We start from the raw sequence: 23,468 nt of genomic DNA, 5'->3' as shown, positions 1-23,468 counted from the left end.
AGGCATTTCGCTTAAAGAGGTAAATGGCAACGCGATCCTGCCGTAGCCTAAAAACTAGTTGAAACAATTGGACAATTGGTGTGCGGCAAACAGAAATGAGGGCCGATGGGGGTTAGGTTTTGACCCGGTATTACAACATTAGATAGGAGGAAGAAGGGAATATGTCTGTAAAAACTATGACTGTAAAAGAAATTGCAAACAAAATCATCCAAGGGGAAGACTTGTTTATTGTCGATGTCCGCAATCCAGAAGAGTTTGCCGATTGGAGAATCGAAGGAAAGAACGTACAAGTTATGAACATTCCTTATTTTGAGGTTCTTGATGGTGTGGATCCATTCCTCGAACAATTGCCGAAAGAGAAAGAAAACGAAATTTATGTGGTTTGCGCCAAAGGCGGATCTTCGCTATTTGTTGCTGAGCAACTTGAACAAGCAGGGTTTTCTCATGTATATTCCATTGAAGGCGGCATGAAAGCGTGGAGCGAGCATTTAGAACCAGTCAAAATCGCCGAGCTGAAAAACGGCGGTGCCATTTACCAATTTGTCCGTCTTGGGAAAGGCTGCCTTTCCTATTTGATCGAATCAAACGGAGAAGGCGCGCTCATTGACACAAATCGCATGACCGATGTATACATTCAGTTTGCGAAGGAACGCGGGATTGTCATTAAACATGTAATCGACACCCATTTGCATGCCGACCATATTTCCGGCGGCCGCAAGCTGGCTGAACAACTTGGAGCGATATACTATTTGCCGCCGAAAGATGCAAAAGAAGTGACCTTTCCCTATGCACCCATTCAAGATGGGGGTCGTATTCAGGTCGGCCATACAGTGATCGAAGCTCTGTATTCACCGGGACATACAATTGGCAGCACTTCGTTTATTGTAGATGACCAATTTTTATTAACTGGAGATATTTTATTTATCGATTCCATCGGCCGTCCGGATTTGGCTGGAAAAGCGCAAGATTGGGTCGGGGATTTGCGCAAGACATTATATGAACGCTATAAACAATTAGCAGATAAGTTGTTGGTTTTGCCTGCACATTTTATGGTACCGGGTGAAATGAATGACGATGGAAGTGTGGGAACTACATTAGGTAGGCTGTACACAAAAAATCATGGTCTAAATATCCCGAGCGAAGAAGAGTTTCGAAAAACGGTGACGGAAAACTTGCCTCCCCAGCCGAACGCTTATCAGGAAATTCGGCAAACAAATATGGGAAAGCTACATCCAGATGAACAGCAGCAGCGCGAGATGGAAATCGGTCCAAACCGTTGTGCAGTCCGGTAATGACTAAAAAAAGGGGAGACTTGAATCATTCATACCGAGTCTCCTTTTTCTCCCTCCGCAAATATTTTTTAAATTAAGGAAATGGAGGAAGGCTATATTGATAGCTAACAAGTATAGACAATGCCTCTGTTCCAAAATTTGTTTAGAAAAATAAATCGGTTGATTATATACTTATACATGTATATAATTGTTCATAAATAAAAACAATGAATGAGGTGAAAAGAAAAATTGGAAGGAATACTGCTTTTGGCTTTATTTATTTTGTTATCAATATCTGTCTATCGGCGGTATTATCCAGTAAGAGGAGTTCCGTGTGTTGACTACCGCGATGAAAGTATAAATTCTTTAACAATTCTAGATCTTCGTGATTACAACGAAAAAACGAATCATCATCCCATTGCGAATTCCTTGCACATACCGTTTGCTTATTTAAAACGGCATGTTTATGAAATTCCTAATAAACCAATCCATGTGATTGTAAGTGATGAAGCAGGAAAAAATTTAGGCATTCGCTTTTTGCGCAGCCGTGGCTTTAAAGTGAAGAGCTATTCAATGGCCGATTGTCCTTGCAAAGAAAGGAGAAATGCCAAATGGAATACAGCAAAGAAATCAAAAACCGCCTAAAACGAATTGAAGGACAAGTAAAAGGGATTATTGGTATGATGGAACAAGAAAAGGACTGCAAAAGCGTGATTTCCCAACTTTCTGCTGCACGAAACGCTATCGATCGCGCTATTGCCGTTATTGTTAGTTCCAACTTAGAGCAATGTATCCGTGAAAGTTTAGAAAATGGAGAAAAAACTGAACACCTTGTAAAAGAAGCTGTAGAGCTGTTAGTAAAAAGCAGATAAAAGAACGTCAACTTTTCTTTGAAAAGTTGACAGATTTTTTCATCCCTATTAATATACATATAGGGGTAATGGTAATATTAAAGGAGGTCATTGACAATGAATGCAGATAAAGTATTAGATGCAAAGGGTTTTGCATGCCCAATGCCAGTCGTAAGAGCAAAAAAAGCAATTGATGAGTTAGAAGCCGGTCAAGTTTTAGAGGTTCATACAACGGATAAAGGTTCCAAAAACGACTTGACCGCTTGGGCAAAAGCAAGTGGGCATACGGTTGTTAATATGAAAGAAGAAAATGGTGTTTTTACGTTTTGGATCCAAAAGGGATAATTTTTGCTATCCTTTATACCCCTATAAGTATTTCAAAAAGAAGGTGGGAAACAAAGTGTCGCAGCAAAAGAAAAAAAACAACGATCATTTTATTTAGCGGTGACTATGATAAGGCGATGGCAGCGTATATTATCGCGAACGGCGCTGCTGCCTATGACCATGAGGTTACAATTTTCCATACGTTCTGGGGGCTTAACGCATTGCGTAAAGATTCGACAGTTCCGGTGAAAAAAGGATTATTAGAAAAAATGTTTGCGAAAATGATGCCGCGTGGTGCTGACCGCATGGGACTGTCGCGGATGAACTTTGGCGGAATAGGAGCGAAGTTAATTAAGCGGGTGATAAAAAAACATAATGCTGTGCCGCTGCCGCAATTAATCGATATGGCAAAGGAACAAGGAATAAAGCTGGTTGCTTGCCAAATGACAGTCGATCTTTTAGGACTCCAACAGGATGAATTAATAGACGGCATCGAATTTGCAGGGGTTGCTGCGTATTTAGCAGATGCTTCTGAAGGAAATGTCAATTTGTTTATTTAAGGTGGGGCCTATGGTTGAAACCATTATTAATATTGGTCTAGTTCTATTGGTGATATGGTTCGTTGCCAATCGGTTTCTGCCCATAAAAGGAGTGCGAATCATATCTGTAGTGCAATTAAAGAAGGAATTACGAAAAAAAGATGTTCATTACATTGACGTACGCACACCTATTGAGTTTCATACGAATCATATTCCTGGTTTTAAAAATATTCCGCTTCACGAGCTTCCAAAACGAGTTCATGAACTATCAAAAGATAAAGAAGTCATTGTGATTTGTCAAAGTGGAATGAGAAGCGCCAAAGCAAGCAAATTATTAAAGAAATTAGGATTTCAGCGTGTAACCAATGTAAAAGGCGGCATGAACTCTTGGTCAAAAAGGTTGATATGAAACAACTATTCTGCTAAAGAAATTTGAGGCGTTGTTCCATAAAAGGAAATCATTCAATGTTATTGATGTTCATGAACTAGAAGAAGTCGATTTAGGAAAATTTCTAGTTCCATAAATATTACGCCATGACTGTTCAAGTTTCTAAGAATGAACTAGATACAGAAAAAGAAAATACTCTCGCCTGCTGTCTGAAGGAAAAAGCAGACGAGCCGAAAACTATCGGAAAGTTGCGGAAATTGATGCATAAATAAGAAGATCCTGTAGAATAGTTCCCATTTAAGGAGGAGAAAGTCATGATTCAAGTAGATATGACAATAGACGCTAAAGGGTTGTCTTGTCCGATGCCGATTGTCAAAGCGAAAAAAGCGATTCATAAGTTGCAGCCTGGACAAGTACTGGAGGTACAAGCAACAGACAAAGGATCGAAAGCGGATATGAAAGCATGGGCAGAAAGCACTGGACATCACTATCTCGGTACAATTGAAGAAGAGGGGATATTAAAGCACTATATTCGTAGAGCAAGTGAGAGCGAGGCAAAGAATGAAGCGAAATTCCCCCATGTTATTCGCAATGAAGAATTAGCAGACAAAATAAATGATCCGTCAATTATCATTTTAGATGTCCGTGAACCGGCAGAGTTTGCATTTGGGCATATTCCTGGTGCCTTGTCAATTCCTCTTGGAGAATTGGAGGAACGAATCAAGGAACTCCCGCAAGATAAGACCATTTATGTCGTCTGCCGCACGGGAACGCGCAGTAGTTTGGCAGCCCAGAAATTAGCAGAAAAAGGGTTTTCAAACGTATGGAATATTGTCCCCGGTATGTCAGAATGGAATGGATCGCTTGAACAATGATTGAACAGTTGGTTATCAATATACAAATATACGATAAAGGTACAAAAAATCTTTAAACAACAAAAAACATTTTTGTAGTATACATGCGAACTATTTTGCAATTGGAAAATGAAAGGCGAAATTTCTCAATATTGAATTGTTCCTTATTGTGAATTAATCGATGGTTGATTGCATTATGGGACGAAAATTCATTTATCGCCTTGGGCATCAAGCAATAGACATACGATGATGAAAAAGAAGAACATGATCGATCATTGTCGAATTAAAAAGGATAATTCACTTACTAGCGGGGGGCATATACGCACCCCGATTTTAACAAAATCAAAGGAGTAGTATATCAGTGGAAATAACGTTCAATTTTATGATCGTAATGTTTCTTATTGGCTTTATCGGTTCCTTCCTTTCCGGTATGGTTGGGATTGGCGGTTCCATTATTAAATATCCGATGCTTCTTTACCTGCCCCCGCTTTTTGGGCTTGCCGAGTTCAGCGCCCATGAAGTATCGGGAATTAGTGCCGTCCAAGTATTTTTCACGACGATTGGCGGTGTTTTAGTTTATCGGAAAGGTGGATACTTAAATAAGTCGTTAATTTTTTATATGGGGAGCAGTATTTTATTTGGAAGTTTCATTGGCGGATGCGTTTCTAGGATGATGAGTGAAGGAAGCATTAATCTTGTATACGGCATTTTAGCAGCATTGGCTGTTTTGATGATGTTCGTACCAAATAAAGGGATGGATAATATTCCATTGGACATGGTGAGCTTCAATAAATGGCTGGCAGCTTCGCTTTCATTTTTGATCGGAATTGGATCTGGAATCGTCGGGGCGGCAGGAGCTTTTCTATTAGTGCCGATTATGCTTTCTGTTCTAAAAATTCCAACGAAAATGACGATTGCCTCCTCATTAGCGATCACGTTTATTTCCTCAATCGGATCGACATTTGCAAAAATCACAACGGGCCAAGTTGAATTCATTCCTGCGATAATTATGGTCATTGCAAGTTTGATTGCATCTCCTTTAGGTGCAAAAGCAGGACAAAAAATGAGCACAAAAGTACTCCGCGTAATTTTAGCTGTCTTAATTTTAGCGACGGCAGCGAAAATTTGGATCGATATTTTTTAAGCCGTCAGTGAAAAAACTTCCATGTGTGATTCGAAAAAACGAATCAAGATGTATAATAATTATGATGATTTTCCTTGGCGTATCATTTATTGGTTTTAAAGTTAGGAAAAACAAGAGAATATTTGGAGCTCTTACTTGGATGATAAGGATGTAATTTAAAATTTTTGCTATAGTGATCAAGTGTATGATGAAAACAAACATGAACTATATGCAATGATTCGCCTGATCATGCAATGGTGTTCAGCGCGCTTTCACCACAATCTAAAAACCATTTCGCTCTGCAAGTGTGTCTGAAAAGGATTTTGCCCGCATTCAATATAGATGTCTTTCGCTTATAGAAGGAACAATGAATTTGCTTTTACGATCATCCGGATCAAAGATTCAACAGTTCATCTTTGATTGGCTGCTCTGAAAACATGTTTATAAGGTTGTGTTTGAACATGAAGCGCTGAGGAGGCTGATTGACTGTTCAAGAATCAAGTTGATTACAATTGTATGTAATTTTATTATCAGGGCTTTACAGAAAATAAAGCAGTTTATTGCTAAAAGACTTGGATTTTGCTTTTATGGTTGGGCTTCGTGTATTATTGAATTAATAATAAAATTATTAATTACGTTTTAGGAGCTAATGATCACTGCCACGCTGTCAACAATCAGAGCTAGTCGTCAAGGTATTGTAGATTTGTTGGTTATATGCTAATCTATCCATGCAAGAGTGATCAACCTTCGTTTTAGGATTGTCGTTGTTTGTTTTTTTATTGTCTGTTAATGCAAATTTTATTCCGCTGTTGTTTTGAAATATAAGTATTGTCAATTGGAGGTAGCAATGGAACTTTTAGAAGTGTTTAAAGCCTTGTCAAATGAAACGAGGCTACAAATCGTACAATGGCTCAAGAATCCGGAAGCTCACTTTCCCAAACCGCAGCACGGTGATATACACGAAGATGGAGTATGTGTGAGCGATATCCATAAAAAAGTTGGACTGTCACAATCTACTGTATCCCATTATTTATCGATGCTGCAAAATGCCGGATTGATAAAGGCAAAACGTGTTGGGCAATGGACTTATTATAAAAGGGATGAAGAGAACATCAAAAAATTGAATGAATTATTATCAAGGGATTTATAGGCCTATTTTTTTTAATTGTTGCTTTTGGCTTGAATCCCTTTTTATTTTGTTTTATTATATTTATAGATTCAGATATCGAGAATTATCGATTTATAATTATTTATATCGATTATTCTAGATATTTAAATAAATAAAAAATAAGTCCAATTAATTTTCATGTTTTATGAAACCGCTTTTTTGTAATCGTTATCAATTTTTGAGCGGTTGAAATTCTTCTTCTTTGTTAAAAAGCGAAAGTATTGGAAGAAGGAGTTTTGCATATTGGTGACGACATCAGATTAGATCGTCGTTCGATGAAGTGGTATTGACGAGGATCAGTGATGTCAAACTGCTAGCATTTGAGGAGGTGAGGGCAGAAACACAAAAAATGATGCTTGTTCAAGCGAACAAAATTGAAATAGTGTCATTTGAGATCATGACAATATGAATCTGCTAGTTAAATGAAAACTATGAAAGGGAGCGAAGCAAAGATGTTGCGAGATATTGATTTACAATCTATCCAAGAAGTAAGAAATTACCTTGAGGAAGCGAAAACAGCTCAAAAAATAATGGCAAAGATGACTCAGAGCGAGATTGATCATATTGTTGAAAGCATGGTTAAAGCGGCAAGGGAAGAAGCTGAGCGATTGGCTGCTATGGCAGTAGAAGAGACTGGCTTCGGGAATGTTCCTGATAAAACAGTAAAAAATTTGTTCGCAGCGAATGATGTTTACAATTCTATCAAGGATGTGAAAACAGTCGGGATTATTCGTCGCGATGACGAAAACCGCGTATGGGAAGTTGCTCAACCTGTAGGGATCGTTGCAGGAATTGTTCCATCTACAAATCCTACCTCAACAGTCATTTTTAAATCATTGATCGCAGTTAAAGCAGGAAATGCGATTATTTTCAGCCCTCACCCAGCTGCTGCAAAATGTACAACGGAAGCGGCAAGAATTATGCAAGAAGCAGCAGAGCGTGCCGGAGCACCAAAAGGTTTGATTTTGTGCATTACCCAACCAACATTGGCAGCAACAAACGAGCTGATGAAACATAAATTAACTGATGTCATCCTTGCCACAGGCGGTCCTGGATTGGTAAGAGCTGCTTACAGCTCCGGAAAACCAGCATACGGAGTAGGTCCTGGAAACGTACCTGTATACATTCATGAAAGTGCCAATATCGAAAAAGCTGTTGAACTTATTATTGAAAGCAAAACTTTTGACTACGGAACAATTTGTGCTTCTGAACAAGCTCTTTTAGTGGATGAGTCGATTAAAGAGAAAGTTGTTGCAGAGATGACAAAACAAGGCGCTTATTTCTTGAATGAAGAAGAAAAACGAAAAGTAGAATCCATCATTCTCGTAAACGGTGGACTGAATGCAAAAATTGTAGGAAAGTCACCTCAAGTGATTGCTGAAATGGCAGGCATTGAAGTTCCGTCCGAGGCGAAAGTGATCGTTGCAGAAGAAACAGGAGTTGGGAAAGAATACCCATTCTCAATTGAAAAACTATCTCCAACTCTAGCATTTTATACAGTGAAAGATATGCAAGCAGCAAGCGAGCTTGCCCAAAAACTTCTTGATGCAGGCGGTCTTGGCCACACAGTCGGAATTCACGCTGAGGATGAAAAAGTAATCGAAGCTTACACAATCGATAAACCAGCAGGACGTATCATTGTAAATGCCGGTACAACATTTGGCGCTATTGGCGCTACAGTGAACGTAAAACCGTCTCTGACTCTTGGCTGCGGTGCTATTGGCAACAACGTTACATCTGACAATGTTACAGTCAATCACTTGTTTAACATTAAACGTGTTGCATTTGGAGTCCGCCAAATGCCAAAAAAAGAGGAAAGTGCACAAAATGAACCTGCATTAACGAAATAACTTGACTGTCCATAAAAACTCTTTTGATAGATTAAAAGACTGTATCAAACATCTGACATGTTCTTTGATACAGCTAAAAAAATAAATTCGACACTCCGGAAGTGATAATGCGTTTACCCCCCTAAAAAAATTTAGTTGTAAGGACGATATTCAGTACAAAAATCCATGCAGGAGCATCTTTTCCTGCATGGATTTATTATTACACACATCAACTAGTAAGCTCGTGCAGTTCACTGGATCTATTTTAAAAAGTTTTTTGTTAATTGGGAAATCGTAAAGTGGTAGCGGGAAAACTCCCAAAACAACACTAGACTATTGGTTGCGCTGCAAAAATAAAAAGCCAGTCATTGCAATTAAAAGCATTTTATGATGTTTCGACAAGTTGTCAGAGAGCTCAACGATATCATTGTACACATCACGAAAAATATTTGTATATTCATGAGGGAAATATCCATTGTAGAAACGGGCCCACTGCCGACCTTCGGAATCTGTTAATGTAAAATCACCAGAAAAGGCCTTAACCTTAACAGGGAGAATCAGCTTATCATCAGCATCTCTCAGCTCACCTTTTATGTTGACTAGACTTTTCCAATCCTCTTGTACATATTCTCCCAGTTTTCGGCCATGTACATTCTTTACAGTTACAATCGACTTTTTCATTCCTTTTCTCTTAAAGGTAAACAGCACATTTCCTTTATTCGAAAAAACACCATAAGTAATCGGAAGCGCCATGATCAGTGAATCACGAAGCAGCAGGCTCATTGGGTAAAAAATAAAAGGAATACGGATTGGCTTAATCGTTCCAACAAAATGGCCGCTTTTTTCAAACAGTAGGAGACGAGGAAAAAAACCAAGATCTTTTTTTAAAACTAGATGATCCAACTCAAGGAGGGAAGCTTTTGACTCATGAATTTGAATATCTTTCACCTTGTTATATTTCATCTGGTTTGAAACTCCGGTAAAAAACAAAAAAAGACCTACAATACCTATTGAAGAAAGATTTAACCAATTTTGTAAAGAATCTGGTCGATCGATGAAAAAAACAGAAATACCAATGAGCATAACTATAGAAGATAGAGCAAATGCTGCTTTCATTCTCCGTTTATACATAGTAGCAATCATCAAATCAACTCCAGTGAAACATAGGGAAGTCTTTCTACCTCATCAACTATTAGTTTAGATTAGTAGTTTATTGTATTCAATATTTTTTACATCCTTTTAGTAAAAAAAATGGAGAAGACATCAAGATGAGGCGGCTTTGAATGTGCTCGTGCTCACCAGCCATAGCAATCCTAAGTTATTCATTAGCACAATATGCCAAATAGAGAACTGTATGATTGGGCACGTTTTTTTATTTATTTTCAAAGGTCAGAATAAAAGTTTAAATACAGGTTCTTTGAATAAAATGGAATAAATTTTTGCTTTGTGTATGGTATTTCCAGGAAATAGCACAGGGTTAAAAAAAGAAGTGAGGTTATCACTTTTTGAGGTGGTTGTAGGTTACATAATTTTTTTTCGTAACGTACGGATGGAAACGTCATGTTCGCCAATAATTTCGTAAACAGATTTGAAGCTTTCTTGGAGGTTTTTCATTTCTTCGTTTGTTTCCATTACAGCTTGTTTAATTGATTTTTGTTCCTGTTCAATCCGATTCAATCGCTCTTCAACATAATTTAAGCGTGTTTCTACTTGATCTAATCGCTCTCCTACTCGATCCAACCGATTTTCGACCCGATTCAATCGCTCTTCAACATGATTTAAGCGTGTTTCTACTTGATCTAAACGCTCTTCTACTCGATCCAATCGATTTTCGACCCGATTTAATCGATCATCTACCTGGTCCAATCGCGTCCCGATATAATCCAGTCGATCATGCACATTTTTAAGATCATTGTCAATAGACATCACTTTTTCTAAAATTAAGTCGAGTTTTTGTTCCATTTTTTGACTCCTTTTAAAAATCTCCTTTTCTCAATTTTATTCGAATGAAATGGTTCTGACAAGTACGGATTGGGTGCCTTGAGTTGATTAAATGCAGTAAATGCCCGAGCATTAATAAAACATTTACATCTGAAAGACTATGTGACGATAAAGGGATTCATACTCAAACAAGTCGGTGGAATGTGTTGAAGATTATGCTTTCGCTTTATCATTCATAGTGTGTTCGAAATATTAAAGAATAAGATAATTGAGAATTAAGGTATTTTTATGTAGAAAGGCATAAAATTGCTTTTCAAAATCAGGAATCTTTCATCATCATCGAAATAAACCCTTTGTGTTGGTTGATCTTTATTGTTAACCAACACAAGAACACAATGATTGTTCAAGCCAATTAAATATTCGTCTTCATGCTGTTTTACAAGTCTTATTTTAATTTTTAGTACAAAAGAAAATAATCAAATGCTAAACAAGTATAGAAAAAATCAATAGAGCATGATGTTTGCTGCGTGTTAAATGTGCTGGTCAAATGGTGATAAGAGCTCTATAATTAAGATTTTGTTGAAATGCTGTCTATTTTGACAGAAGTAGGTTTTGTTAATATAGATAGCGATAAAAGCTAGAATTGTTAAAATAGTTACTACGAAAGCAGTTTTTTATCTTACGAACTCCCATTGGTTAATGAGAAGAAGAAAGGGGGGAATAGTTGCTGTAATCCATGCTTGAATAAACGCGCCCCACCCAGTAAAGATAGCAATGTTCTTTTTTGTGCAAGCAGCAAGTAAAATAATGTCCATAGAAAGGACCACATAAGCCAAATAATACCGAATTTTATATCTTGCAGTTTAATAAAGTTTATATAGCTGTATCCTAAAGCAAGAATTGCTACCCATAGAGAGTACCAACCTAAACATGAAGAGTTAAAGTTTTTTAGATTCGAAATTCCTAACATATAAATAAGTTAAACCAAAAAGAAAAATGCCGGATGCGTTTAAGATCATCCATGAATCTCCTGTAGATGTAAAAATGAGATAAAATGGTGTCATAACTTGCATCGATCCAATAAATAAGTTAAACACTCTTACACTTTTTTCATCGACTTTTCCCAATAGCATTAAACCATTGATAAATAATGCTGCACCAACAAACATTAGACCGACTTTATCCATGCTCTTCCCTCTAAACAGTGAAATAATTATCACTTTTCTTGTGCTGTTTCAAAGAGGATGAGATTGCCGTCCTTAATTTTTGCAATAAATTTGGTTGGGTGATCTTGATGTAATCTCTTGCTGATTTTTGCAGCTAAAGGAACTTCTATATATTTTCGAATAGCGCGTTTTAAAAATCTCGCGCCATATCGCTGGTCAAATCCTTTTTTAATCAAAAATTTACGAGCAGATTCATCGAGCTGAAGTGTGCAGTTGTATTTTTTTATTCTTCGGTTAATAGCTTGAATGTTGAGATCAAGAATATGTTCCAGCGCATCTTGTTTTAGCCACTGAAAGACAAAAATATCATCGAATCTGTTGATAAACTCAGGACTAAATCGTTTTTCTAATTGGGAAAAAACTATAGAGCGGAGAAAATCTTGTTCTGTTTTTCCAAAATTGGAAGGGCTTAAAAACCAAAGCAGTTTACGTAATCTATATTTTAAACTTTTATTTGCATAACTAATAATTTCTTTTGCCCCAATATTGCTTGTCATAAAGATCATGGCATTACGAAAATGAATAACCTTCTCTCCAGATGTCATAACGAGTATGCCGTTATCCATTACATTAAGCAGGGAATAAATCACTTGGTCATTTGCTTTCTCCAGTTCGTCAAAAAGAACAATTCCAGGTTTACTGTAGGATCCTTCAATTTTTTCCTTTTGAAATAAGGAGTTCCCCTCTTTGCTTCCTACATATCCTGGAGGTGCACCAGTTAGTGCCGCAGCATAGTGTTCCTGGGTGAGTGTATTCATGTCAATACGGCAAAAAGCCTCCGCATTTCCGTAAATAGCTTCACTAAGTACGCGAACGATTTCTGTTTTTCCAACCCCTGTAGGCCCAAGAAATAAGGCTACATACAAAGGGCGTTTTTCTTCTGTAATATCCGTCCAAATTATATTTAACATTTCTTCTCACTAGCATTGCAGTAATTAAATCTGATGATTCAAAATACTAAGAATGTTCAATTTTTTATTGATTTCAAAACAAAAAAATCCTTTACAATGGAAGTACAGGTGGTTCCTGTCCAAATCCAATCGTAAAGGATAACCGTTATGGACAAGAATACACTAATTTCATCATTTGGTAAATGGGTTTCACCCATAAATATTCAAAAACTTAGCGAACAAGTCAAAGAATTGAAACAGGACTATTACACAAAAAAGCTGACAACAGAAGCCTATATTAAACTTTTATTGGTAGCCCAGCTGCTCGAATTTACGAGCTTAGAGGAAATGAGTGATTCACTTGTAGACGAAGATCTTCAAAAAGCACTCGGATTTGAATCGATAAGTGCCTCTCAGCTATCCCGAAAAAACAATCAGATCAACCCACTAATTCTTGCAAATTTGTTCTTGGATCTTGTTTGGAAAATTCAACGGTACCATTATAAAAACGGAAAGAATATGCCACTGAAAATCATTGATTCAAGTACACTCCCGTTGAATTTGACCAATTATAAATGGGCAAAATTCCGTAAAACAAAAGCTGGTGTAAAGCTACACTTACGGCTCGTTTTCATGGATAAAGACACCGTCTATCCTGAAAAAGCAGTGATTACGACAGCAAAAGAACATGACCGAAATCAACTCGAAGTCCTAGTGGATGATCAAGAAGCCATGTATGTGTTTGACCGCGGTTATGTGGACTATGAACGTTTTGATCGGATGACAGATGATGGCTATTTCTTCGTTTCAAGACTGAAGAAAAACGCAGTCATTCGTGAAGTCTATACATTTTCACTTCCTGATGATTGTCACGTTCTATCCGATAAAATGGTCTACATTGGTACCACACAAAATCGTACTGAAAATGTCTTTCGTCTACTAGAAGTTATGGACACAAAAGGGAACTTACTTCGTTTCATCACCAACCGATTTGATTTAAAACCAGAAGAGATAAGTGATATTTACCGATCTCGCTGGGCTATTGAACTCTTTTTCAAATGGCTCAAGCAACACGTAGAAATTAAGCACTTTTATGGAATGAGTGAAACAGCTATTCAAAATCAAATTTTCTTAGCCCTGATCACGTATTGCTTACATGTTCTCATTCAATTGGAGATGAAAAGTAAGAAATCCCTACTTCGAATTACTCGTTGGTTAAAGAGAGCTCTGTGGAAACCAGCTTATGTTTGGTTGCGAAAATTTGATGGGCGAGCCAGTCCATAATCTCCCTTTTGTCGTTGTCGCTCTGGTTTAACTGTATATATTTACCAAATGGGCAGTGCCACCTTTCTTTAGGTTTTGTCTTTTTGGCACAAATTCACAAAAAATAATTAACAGAAAATTCTAACTATATTTATGCAATGCTAATGATTTCTTCTATACCTTCTAACACTTCATCTTGTCCCCAAATTTTTGAACGTATGTGTTGAATTACTTCGTTGACTTCAAAACGAAATCGGGTCACTAAGGGAGAAGAAGAATTAAAAGTTTCTGAATGGTTATCAGATGATATAGAATTTTGCTGGCGATTCTCATTTAAATCCTTTAATTTAGATGTTATAAATGTCATAGCATCATCTCCTGATTAGCGATCAGGAGGTCAAGTCCTAGAACCTGACCTCTTCTTCTTATCAAGATCATTTTCCAGTTGTTTTCTCAATTTCTTCATGAGGGATTCCTTCTATCGGACATTCCGCAGTTCCCACTGTAGAGCGTGTAATCTTTTCTACATTTTCACGAGCCTTCTCTGCATCAAGCACCCAGGTGCGGTAAAAATCAAATGGACACTCTGCTAAACCCCGGCTGTCATCTCCCGATTGAATTAAACCGGTATACCCACGGTGAAGCAGTTTAAATAAGTGGTTTTGTGATTGCGAATTTTTGCGGAAATCACGGATTTGCGAAATCGACAGTTCCGCGTATTGGATTCCGTTTTCTTCTGTTCCGCATTCCCCTAATGTACGGCCATCAAAACCAACAATAGCTGAATGGCCAAAGTAAGAATAGACGCCGTCGAATCCAGATGCATTCGCAACAGCTACATACGTATTATTTGCCCATGCCATAGCCTTTGCCATAATGATTTGCTGTTCTTTTGAAGGATACATATAGCCTTGGCATCTCACAATAAGTTCAGCGCCTTTCATGGCGCAATCACGCCAAATTTCCGGATAGTTTCCATCGTCGCAGACAATTAAGCTTATTTTTATTCCTTTTGGTCCTTCTACTACATATGTTGTGTCTCCTGGATACCACGCTTCAATTGGACACCAAGGAATAATTTTTCGATATTTTTGTACAATTTCTCCTTTATTGTTCATTAAAATCAAGGTGTTATAAGGAGCTTTATTGGGATGATCTTCATGTCTTTCACCTGTTAAAGAAAATACCCCCCAAGTGTTAGCAGCACGACATGCTTGGGCAAATATTGCAGTCTCTTCTCCAGGAATGGAAGAGGCAGTATCGTACATTTCTTGTTCATCATACATAATTCCATGAGTGCTGTACTCTGGAAAAACGATTAAGTCCATACCAGGAAGTCCCTTTTTGATTCCTACAATCATGTCTGCTATTTTGCGACAGTTATCTAATACCTCATTCTTTGTGTGAAGACGAGGCATTTTGTAATTGACCACTGCTATACCAACTGTGTCATGGCTGCTTGAGATATCCCCATGTCTCATTTTTCATTACTCCTTTCTATAATTGAATGTAAAGCTGGAAACGTAGCCTATTGTTTTGTTTCCTGCTTTCTCGCTTATATCTACTGCAAGAAATATGCCAAATTTATAAATGCTTTATTTTTAGTATAGGAGGGAAAGGGAGGATTTCACTTTTGCGACATTATTATTGATGAAATATTTGAAATGTTATGAATTTTATAATAAGATTAAAGTGAAATAGGCATGTTTAATTTTTATACATTGTCGCAAATTGATACAAAAGAGGGATTTATATGAATATTTGCATCGGCTTTTTATTTTCATTAACGGGCATCACTTCCTTGACAGAAATTGGTCAATATCGAGCAGCTGTGTATGCTCTTGAAAAATTCCAAAAAGACAACAGTAAATCAAATATTACCTTTACCTTTGAAGCAAGAGACATTCGTTCCGATCCAATTGAAAGCTATAGACAAGCATTAGATATGGCGCGTTCAGGGATAAAAGTTTTTGTAGGATGCTATACGTCCGCATGCCGGAAAGCTATTTTACCTGTTCTTGAACAATACGATTGCCTTTTAATATATCCGGCGCTTTATGAAGGACAGGAGATTCATCCAAATGTTTTCTATGTTGGAGAAATTCCCAATCAACAAATCACTTCACTGCTTAAATTTACGATTGAACAATTTGGCAAAAAAGTTTACCTAATTGGAAACGATTATGTTTACCCTAGATATACGAATCAACAAATTAGAGAGATGTTATATGAATTGGACGGGAAAGTGATTGGGGAAAAATATGTTCCATTAGGGCATAAAGAGTTCTCGACTTATTTGGAAGAGATTAAACATTCTTCTTCCAATGCAATATTGTCAACGCTTGTCGGGGAAAGTATATTACCTTTTTATAAAATGTATTATGAATTAGGATTCAATCCTGAGGAAATGCCTATTATCAGCCCAATAACAACAGAGCTGGAGATACAAGCAATGGGGCCAAAATATGCAGCTGGTCATTACAGTTGTTTTAGTTATTTCCAGTCATTAGATATTCCTGAAAACGATTTACTTGTAAAAGGCATGAAAGAAAAATATGGGTTGGATACTGTTATTTCCTCGGTTATGTGCAGTACTTATATAGGGGTTCAAATAGTATTAGACGCGATATGTCATTTACAATCTACAGAAAGAAAAAAAATCACAAAATATTTATATGAGAAAGAGTTTTCATCACCGAGTGGAAAAATTAAAATAGAATCTAATCATCATTTGTCAAGAGAAATGAGGATTGGAAAAGCAAAGGAAAATGGACAGTTTGAGATTGTTTGGAGCTCGGAAAAACAAATTTTTGCTAGACCGCTTTTAACCAATACGCTTGTAGATTCGATGGATGATGAAGGGATATGGAAAGTTTTAGTTGATGAAATGGGTAGGGAGGTTTCAGATGGAATTATCGCCGTAGACCAAGATAATAAGATATTATATACGAATCCCCTCGCTATCGATATAACGAAAGCTAAATCCGGCGATCTTTTCGATGATGCAAACCTATTGGATAAAGGGTATGAGGTAATAAAAAGGAAAATGAGGAAGCCGTATAACGCTTTTTTGATTTTTTTAAAGAAAGGATCAGCAAAAACCATCTCACAGGCTAAAGAGAAATACCAATTTGGAAACATAGTAACTTACAATCAGGCTTTTCAAAAAGAGCTCCGAATTGCTTCGACCTCCTCTCAATTTGATGCAAATGTTTTGATATTGGGGGAAACTGGAACCGGTAAAGAAGTTTTGGCACGAACCATTCATGAGCAAAGCCCTCGTCGCAATGGACCGTTTATTGCTTTGAATTCCGGAGCTATTCCAAGAGAACTGATTGCCAGTGAATTATTTGGATATGTGGAAGGAGCCTTTACTGGTTCGAAAAAAGGCGGAAGCATCGGAAAGTTTGAAGCTGCCAACGGAGGGACATTGTTTCTTGATGAAATAGGAGAAATGCCTTTAGAATTGCAAGTAAGCCTTCTTCGTGTTCTTGAGGAGCGAAAAGTGGTTCGCATTGGCGATTATAAAGAACGTCCAGTTAATGTAAGGGTCATTGCTGCAACAAACCGCAATCTTAAAGAGGAGATTGCTTACCAGGGCTCTTTTCGTTCCGATTTATATTATCGATTGAATGTGTTTACCATTCATGTTCCTCCGCTTAGACAACGAATAGAAGATATTCCTTACTTATCTATACAATTTTTGCACCAGTTTCATCAGTATTATGGAAAAGGGCCACTAGAGTTATGTGATTCCGCATTGCAAATGCTTCACTCCTATCATTGGCCAGGCAACATACGTGAATTGAAAAACATCATGCAAAGGGCATTTCTTTTAGCCATTCATGAGCCGAAAATTCTCCCTTTACACTTGCCTGAAGACTTCCAAAATTCCAGTACAATAAAACAACATTTCGTTGGCAACCTCAAATATGTGGAAAAACAAATGATCGAGCAAGTTCTACAAGAAACAAAAAATATGACGGAAGCAGCACAAATTCTTGGCATTACGAGAAGCACGTTATATCGAAAAATGAATAAATGGAATATCCGAAAAAAACGTTCAAAGGAGCAATAGTAGTTGTTTCGCATCCTTTTTAGAAAAAAAGCCGGTAATTAAATCGGATCTCTTTTGATTTTCCTTTTTTTCACTATTACAAAAGTAAATACGCTCTATTTTCATAGAAAAAATCCCCAAAAAGAATGATCAATCATTCAAGACAGAAAGGTGTGCGCATTTTTATGTAATAAAAATTAACATAAAATTTGTTTTCTAGCAAAAATTCATTGATTTCAAACGTTTAAAAAACTCAAAAAATATGTTATAATTATGTTATATTTAATTACATTGTAGGTAATTATTTATAACAAATTAGAATTAGATCGTACTTTTAGTCATTTCCCAGCTTTAAAAAGCAGACTAATAAATATAAACAGCATTAATTTGACGGCAATAGTGATTTATCTGCATGGAAAAATTTCTAATTAGAGTTAGTAAATATAGGAATGAATCTTTATGAGTCATTTCCTATTTAAAAAAATAAATTGAATTAAAAGAACAGGAGGAGTTTGATAATGGGAAGTATTGGAAGTATGACGAAGCCACCAGAAGGGTTTTTGGCAGCTTTAATTCAATATCCGGTTCCAGTAGTGGAATCCAGAAAAGATATTGAAAAACAAATTGAACAAATTGTTCGAACAGTTCATTCCACAAAAGCGGGATATCCCGGATTAGAGTTAATCGTATTCCCTGAATATAGTACACAAGGTTTAAACACAAAAAAATGGACTACTGATGAATTTTTATGTACAATACCTGGTCCAGAAACAGATGCGTTTGCGCAAGCATGTAAAGAAGCTCAAGTATATGGGGTATTTTCAATTATGGAAAAAAATCCAGACGGAGGACTGCCATACAATACAGCCATTATCATCGATCCGCAAGGCGAGATTATTCTTAAGTATCGTAAATTAAATCCTTGGGTTCCTATTGAACCATGGCAGCCAGGGGATTTAGGTATGCCAGTTTGTGATGGACCAGGCGGAAGCAAATTGGCAGTATGCATTTGTCATGATGGCATGTTCCCTGAAATTGCTCGAGAAGCTGCTTATAAAGGAGCTAATGTTTTAATTAGAATTTCGGGATACAGTACACAAGTAAATGAACAATGGATTTTAACAAATCGTTCAAATGCATGGCATAATTTAATGTATACATTATCGGTAAATCTAGCCGGTTACGATGGGGTATTTTATTATTTCGGAGAAGGCCAAATTTGTAATTTTGATGGAACGACATTGGTTCAAGGACACAGAAATCCTTGGGAAATCGTTACGGCTGAAATATATCCGAAACTGGCAGATCAAGCACGTTTGAATTGGGGGCTTGAAAACAATATATTTAATTTGGGAACGAGAGGTTATGTAGCTGTTCCAGGCGGTGTTAAAGAAAATCCTTATACATTTATCAAAGACTTGGCTGAAGGCAAATATAAGTTGCCATGGGAAGACGACATAAAAATTAAAGATGGCTCAATTTATGGATATAAGAAAAATGAAGTCATTCAAGCTAAATAGCGGTAAAAGTAAAGAGGGTGCCCCAAAAGTTGAATATCGGGCACCCCTTTCTTTTGAAACAATAATTCACCGCAAACAACGGTACAGAAGGGACGGTTATTTTATGGATAATAAGTAACAAATGATTTATTCCCTGTTTTAATATTTCCAATTTTAAATTGTTTTCAAGAAAAATAAACTGTTTAACGAACTTTTTTCCTTTTTAAACCGAAAATTAAGGAATATAGTTGTTAAAGTATAGAAACAGCTATGAAAAAATTTAGCTATCAGAAAATTTTTTAGACGAAGAGCGGTATTGGAAAAGGGGACAAAAGAATGGACTAAGATTATAGTTGCAACGAGTGTATAATTATGTGCAGTTAATGATAACAATGAAATGGTTCTTATGATTCTTTGAATATTCCGGGATATGAATACGAATGACTCACGTCGTATTGATAAAAACAATTTGACCATTTGTCACATTATTTTAACTAGAAGAAAGGATCATTTATAATATTTACAAATATCATCTTAAGATTATGTAAATTTTTGATCGAAAATAGTTAGACAAAAGAGAATATACAAATGTCTGAAAATTGATCTGTTTTTGTATTAATATAGATGCTGATACAAACTCATGGTTTGTCCAGAGATAAAGAAAGAATACAACGGATAGTTCAAATCAACGAAATATTTTCCGAGTTATAAAAAAAACAAAAAATTCTTGATGACAAAGTTGATACTATTTTTCTCACAATTAGCAATTTTGGATAAATATTGGTTATTCCATGGACAATAAAAATTTAAGTTGCGCTGGAAGGCGTTAAAGCGTCAATATCACAATTGTACTGCACTATAAAGTCGATTGGGAAAGTTGTGCAATTTTGTTACAGATCATTTTTCAAAAGAGTAGTATCTTTTGAGCTGGGGTTAATTACTAATAGTAAACAAGCAGTTTACATGACGGTGAAGTTGCCTATATTATATCAAACCGAAAATTCATTGAATTTCAAAAACTGAAAATCCAATTGGGGGTTTTTATCCTTAATTGTTAAAATAGTTTTTTACATAACGGTGACTTGTTTATTTATTGTTATTGAATTTGTACTTTATAGAACTAACAACATTTCTAATACTCACCATTTACTGTTCAAGAATTATTTGCGAACCAAATTTTTGATTTTAAAATCTAACACTGATATTAGAAGCAACGATGGGAAGACTAAGTAAAAGAAACTAGAAGGAAAAAGGAAGAGATATCAAAAATTCGAAAATTATTCAATCCACATCGATAATTACGAAAACCAAATAAATTCACAAAAAATAGTTGATATTTTTATAGAGGGGGAGCTCCTGTGTACTTCAGCATCAAATACAAATACGTTGCACTTTATTTTATTCTCACCATTTTTCCTCTAGTTATATGTGATCTATTGATTTATCAAATTTGGACAACGAAATTTTTCGAGAATACGGTTGAGTCGCAAACGAAAATGATTAAACAGTTGAGTCACTCTTTGGCTGTTATCAAAAAAAATGTTGAATCCAGCCATCAGGGGCTTTCTTCCTTCGAAACAGGATTGTTACAAGATTTGCTTCAAGGTATTGACTTCTATGTGCCTGCCAATTTGATAATCGCAGATCACGGGCAAATTATCTATTCTACAAATTCGGGAAAAAATGAAGGAAGTTTGCTCGTAAAAGTGAAAAATAAAGAATCTGTCAACGGCAAAGTCAGTGGGAATTTTACGTTCAAAGAAAGTGGTCGAAATATGCTCGTGATTTATAACCATGATCCGGAGACGAATCTCTCTGTAATTAGCGTGACTGAGGTATCTAAAATATTAGGAAAAAATGGAAATAACAAAAAATTAATGGTTTATATCATTATCAGCAGCATTGTGGTCAGCATATTTTCAATTATACTCATTTCGTTACATGTGACTTCCCCCATTCGTTCTCTCAGAAAAGAAATCAAGGCGATAGAAAATGGGGATTTTAATCACTCGTTTGATCGAGATGTAATGATCAGAGATGAAATATGGGATATTGAAATAAGCTTTCATAAAATCATGTTAAAATTAAAGGAACAAGCGAGGATTCAGTATCAATTAATCTCATTAACGAATCAAGCAAAATTCAAGGCATTGCAGTCACAAATCAATCCGCATTTTCTTCATAATGCATTGGAAACAATTAATTCGTTGGCCATTATTCATAATGTTCCGCTAATTGCCCAAATTTCTAGGTCGTTATCGAAAATGTTCCGGTACAATATGATGCAGGATACTGAAGAAGTATTAATCAAAGACGAGTTGGATCACATGGACAATTATCTAAATGTTCAATTAATACGATTTGACGGTTTTATAGAATGTGAACGACAAATCGATCCACAAATTCTAGAATACAAAATCATCAAATTTGTTCTCCAACCGATCGTTGAAAACTGTTTCATCCATGGGTTCAAAAATTTAACTGATAAAGGAATGATTCGAATTGAAGGCAAAATCAATGAAAACAAGCACATTGTCATCAGCATTTCCGATAATGGACCAGGTATTCCGGAAGAAAAGTTGCAAAAGCTAAACGAGGAACTGAAAACGTTTACTTTGGATAATAAACACCCTCCAACCAATAAAGAAAGTAACCGAATCGGAATTTTCAATGTAAACAATCGTTTGAAAATTGCTTATGGGGAAGAATACGGCCTTCAGTATCACAATATTTCACCGCATGGACTATGCGCGGTGATCACGATACCTATTCGTAATCGTAAACAGCAGGAAGAGGAGAGTGGTTGATATGCTGCGCATGTTGACTGTGGAAGATGAGCCTTGGATTAGCAAAGGAATAGAGAAGATGCTGCCATGGCAGCAATACAATATTCAAATAGTTGGAAACGCAAGAAATGGGAAAATCGCTTTGGATCTCATCAAACTATATAAACCTGATATCATTATCACGGACATCAGAATGCCTGTCATGGATGGTTTGTCCATGCTGGAACAATTGAACAAGGAAATGACATCGTATCCCAAAATTATTATTATTTCCGGTTACAACGATTTCGATTATGCCAAAAGAGCGATCAAATACGGCGTTTCCAATTATATATTAAAGCCGATCGATCCGGAAGAGCTGAAAACAACCATTGAAAACATCAAGAATCAGATTGAAAGAGAAAGGCAGGAGCGAGAAAACATTAGTATAATCCAGTTGAAAAATTATATTTATGAGCGAATCTCTAATAGAGAAAAACATATGGATGCTGATGTAGTGTTTCCTTGCAAATATTATTTGTTTATTTTCTCCTTAGTCCCTATTTCGAATGAGGAACTGAAAAACATTGGCAGGAATTTTCTTTTACGTATGGGTTCCCAACATATCTACGTAGTCTATGAAGATTCCTCAGAGGCGTTAATAAACATTATAAAAACAAACATAAAACAATTGCAGAAGCGTTATCCTTGTGGCGTGAGTCAAATACATGAAGGCGAGGATCTTTCCGTTGAACATGCATATAAAGAAGCTATTCAGAATCTAAAATATTATCGAGAAGACGAAAAGAATGTGTCAAATCATGTTTTTTTAAACATTGAGGATGAAAGTAAATTGCTCTTGGCATTGAAACAGGGAGAGAAAAGAGTGTTTACTCAGCATTTGAACGAAATTTTGGACAACAATCAAACTTTGGAAGCACATTGGTTTATCCTGTTTCAGCTTTATATAGAGATATCCAAATATTTCAACATTGATAATAGGCTCGATCAGAATAAAGCATGGTTACAGGAATTCAAGTCGATTTCTCAATGGGATGACTTGTATAGGTGGAAAGCAATATTTTTTGATCCACTGATCGACTATATTCTATACAAGTGGGACAAATATTCCAAAGATTATTCCCTTCAAGTAAAAATATTTATTGAGCAAAACTATCACAATTCTTCACTGTCCCTAGATATGGTAGCAGAGTATTTGGAACTTTCGCCATCGTATCTCAGTTGGTTGTTTAAAAAAGAGACCGGAATCAATTTCACCTCCTACATTGCCAAAAAAAGAATTGAGGAGGCAAAGAAGCTTTTAATTCAAACTAAACTGAACTTATATGAGATCAGTAAGGCAGTCGGCTTTAACGATGTAAAATACTTTATCAAAGTATTTAAAAAAGAGGTGTCTTTAACACCGATTCAATTCAGAGAATTGAACACGAATTGAACACATAAGACGAAAATAGTACGG

At 36.3% G+C, this 23,468-nt stretch carries 21 protein-coding genes; 15 read left to right on the top strand and 6 right to left on the bottom strand.

The window, feature by feature from the left end; translation table 11 throughout:
* Nucleotides 1-161: 161 nt before the first annotated feature.
* From NSQ94_RS10050 to NSQ94_RS10005, 10 genes are all read left to right on the top strand, one after another.
* On the top strand, nt 162-1,292 hold the full coding sequence (locus NSQ94_RS10050; RefSeq protein WP_339228990.1) for an MBL fold metallo-hydrolase: 1,131 nt from the start codon (nt 162-164) through the stop codon (nt 1,290-1,292).
* A 228-nt stretch (nt 1,293-1,520) separates the two neighbouring features.
* Entirely contained in the window at nt 1,521-1,916 is a 396-nt protein-coding gene (locus NSQ94_RS10045) for a sulfurtransferase (protein ID WP_339228988.1), read from the top strand.
* Complete coding sequence (locus tag NSQ94_RS10040) at nt 1,883-2,143, top strand: metal-sensitive transcriptional regulator (RefSeq protein WP_339228986.1); 261 nt, start codon at nt 1,883-1,885, stop codon at nt 2,141-2,143. The genes NSQ94_RS10045 and NSQ94_RS10040 overlap by 34 nt, the downstream gene beginning before the upstream one ends.
* A 96-nt stretch (nt 2,144-2,239) precedes the next feature.
* On the top strand, nt 2,240-2,467 hold the full coding sequence (locus NSQ94_RS10035; RefSeq protein ID WP_339228984.1) for a sulfurtransferase TusA family protein: 228 nt from the start codon (nt 2,240-2,242) through the stop codon (nt 2,465-2,467).
* A gap of 116 nt (nt 2,468-2,583) precedes the next feature.
* Nucleotides 2,584-3,006 (top strand): DsrE/DsrF/DrsH-like family protein, encoded by a 423-nt coding sequence (locus NSQ94_RS10030; protein WP_339228982.1) that lies wholly within the window; start codon nt 2,584-2,586, stop codon nt 3,004-3,006.
* A 10-nt stretch (nt 3,007-3,016) separates the two neighbouring features.
* Nucleotides 3,017-3,394 carry a rhodanese-like domain-containing protein gene (locus tag NSQ94_RS10025; protein WP_339228980.1) on the top strand — a complete coding sequence of 126 codons (378 nt, stop codon included), beginning with the start codon at nt 3,017-3,019 and terminating at the stop codon, nt 3,392-3,394.
* Between the two features lie 293 nt (nt 3,395-3,687).
* A complete protein-coding gene (locus NSQ94_RS10020) occupies nt 3,688-4,248 on the top strand; it encodes a sulfurtransferase TusA family protein (protein WP_130156591.1) in 561 nt (186 codons plus the stop codon).
* A gap of 340 nt (nt 4,249-4,588) precedes the next feature.
* Entirely contained in the window at nt 4,589-5,371 is a 783-nt protein-coding gene (locus tag NSQ94_RS10015; protein ID WP_339228977.1) for a sulfite exporter TauE/SafE family protein, read from the top strand.
* 826 nt (nt 5,372-6,197) lie between these two features.
* Nucleotides 6,198-6,500, top strand: coding sequence for a metalloregulator ArsR/SmtB family transcription factor (locus NSQ94_RS10010; RefSeq protein ID WP_063389511.1), 303 nt, complete (start codon nt 6,198-6,200; stop codon nt 6,498-6,500).
* A gap of 470 nt (nt 6,501-6,970) precedes the next feature.
* The gene (locus NSQ94_RS10005) at nt 6,971-8,368 is read left to right on the top strand and encodes an acetaldehyde dehydrogenase (acetylating) (protein WP_339228975.1); all 1,398 of its coding nucleotides are present in this window, start codon (nt 6,971-6,973) and stop codon (nt 8,366-8,368) included.
* A gap of 312 nt (nt 8,369-8,680) precedes the next feature.
* On the opposite strand, the gene NSQ94_RS10000 is transcribed toward NSQ94_RS10005, so the two are convergent.
* The 4 genes from NSQ94_RS10000 to NSQ94_RS09985 all read right to left on the bottom strand — a co-directional run bounded on the left by NSQ94_RS10000 (nt 8,681) and on the right by NSQ94_RS09985 (nt 12,425).
* Entirely contained in the window at nt 8,681-9,490 is an 810-nt protein-coding gene (locus tag NSQ94_RS10000; protein WP_339228973.1) for a hypothetical protein, read from the bottom strand.
* Nucleotides 9,491-9,868: 378 nt separating this feature from the next.
* Nucleotides 9,869-10,309, bottom strand: a complete 441-nt coding sequence (locus NSQ94_RS09995; RefSeq protein WP_165381902.1) for a hypothetical protein — start codon at nt 10,307-10,309, stop codon at nt 9,869-9,871.
* A 917-nt stretch (nt 10,310-11,226) separates the two neighbouring features.
* Complete coding sequence (locus NSQ94_RS09990) at nt 11,227-11,475, bottom strand: AmiS/UreI family transporter (RefSeq protein ID WP_327856804.1); 249 nt, start codon at nt 11,473-11,475, stop codon at nt 11,227-11,229.
* Nucleotides 11,476-11,504: 29 nt separating this feature from the next.
* Nucleotides 11,505-12,425, bottom strand: coding sequence for an AAA family ATPase (locus NSQ94_RS09985; RefSeq protein ID WP_339228970.1), 921 nt, complete (start codon nt 12,423-12,425; stop codon nt 11,505-11,507).
* A gap of 147 nt (nt 12,426-12,572) precedes the next feature.
* Here NSQ94_RS09985 and NSQ94_RS09980 point away from each other — a divergent pair, with 147 nt between their 5' ends.
* Nucleotides 12,573-13,688: an IS4 family transposase gene (locus NSQ94_RS09980; protein ID WP_339228968.1), complete on the top strand. Its 1,116-nt coding sequence runs from the start codon at nt 12,573-12,575 to the stop codon at nt 13,686-13,688.
* 130 nt (nt 13,689-13,818) lie between these two features.
* On the opposite strand, the gene NSQ94_RS09975 is transcribed toward NSQ94_RS09980, so the two are convergent.
* Nucleotides 13,819-14,034 carry a hypothetical protein gene (locus NSQ94_RS09975; RefSeq protein WP_339228966.1) on the bottom strand — a complete coding sequence of 72 codons (216 nt, stop codon included), beginning with the start codon at nt 14,032-14,034 and terminating at the stop codon, nt 13,819-13,821.
* Nucleotides 14,035-14,101: 67 nt separating this feature from the next.
* The gene (locus NSQ94_RS09970; protein WP_117016960.1) at nt 14,102-15,148 is read right to left on the bottom strand and encodes an aliphatic amidase; all 1,047 of its coding nucleotides are present in this window, start codon (nt 15,146-15,148) and stop codon (nt 14,102-14,104) included.
* A 272-nt stretch (nt 15,149-15,420) separates the two neighbouring features.
* Between NSQ94_RS09970 and NSQ94_RS09965 the strand changes: the two genes are divergently transcribed.
* The 4 genes from NSQ94_RS09965 to NSQ94_RS09950 all read left to right on the top strand — a co-directional run bounded on the left by NSQ94_RS09965 (nt 15,421) and on the right by NSQ94_RS09950 (nt 23,444).
* Entirely contained in the window at nt 15,421-17,745 is a 2,325-nt protein-coding gene (locus tag NSQ94_RS09965; RefSeq protein WP_339228963.1) for a transporter substrate-binding protein, read from the top strand.
* A gap of 497 nt (nt 17,746-18,242) precedes the next feature.
* Nucleotides 18,243-19,244, top strand: coding sequence for a formamidase (locus tag NSQ94_RS09960; RefSeq protein WP_327848778.1), 1,002 nt, complete (start codon nt 18,243-18,245; stop codon nt 19,242-19,244).
* 1,337 nt (nt 19,245-20,581) lie between these two features.
* The gene (locus NSQ94_RS09955; RefSeq protein WP_339228960.1) at nt 20,582-22,030 is read left to right on the top strand and encodes a histidine kinase; all 1,449 of its coding nucleotides are present in this window, start codon (nt 20,582-20,584) and stop codon (nt 22,028-22,030) included.
* Between the two features lies 1 nt (nt 22,031).
* Nucleotides 22,032-23,444 (top strand): response regulator, encoded by a 1,413-nt coding sequence (locus NSQ94_RS09950; protein ID WP_339228958.1) that lies wholly within the window; start codon nt 22,032-22,034, stop codon nt 23,442-23,444.
* Nucleotides 23,445-23,468: the final 24 nt, after the last annotated feature.

The sequence above is a fragment of the Aeribacillus sp. FSL K6-2833 genome (assembly GCF_037965815.1).
Lineage (GTDB): Bacteria > Bacillota > Bacilli > Bacillales > Aeribacillaceae > Aeribacillus > Aeribacillus composti.
The sequence above is the reverse complement of the archived record's forward strand: the minus strand, read 5'-3'. Positions and strand labels throughout refer to the sequence as shown.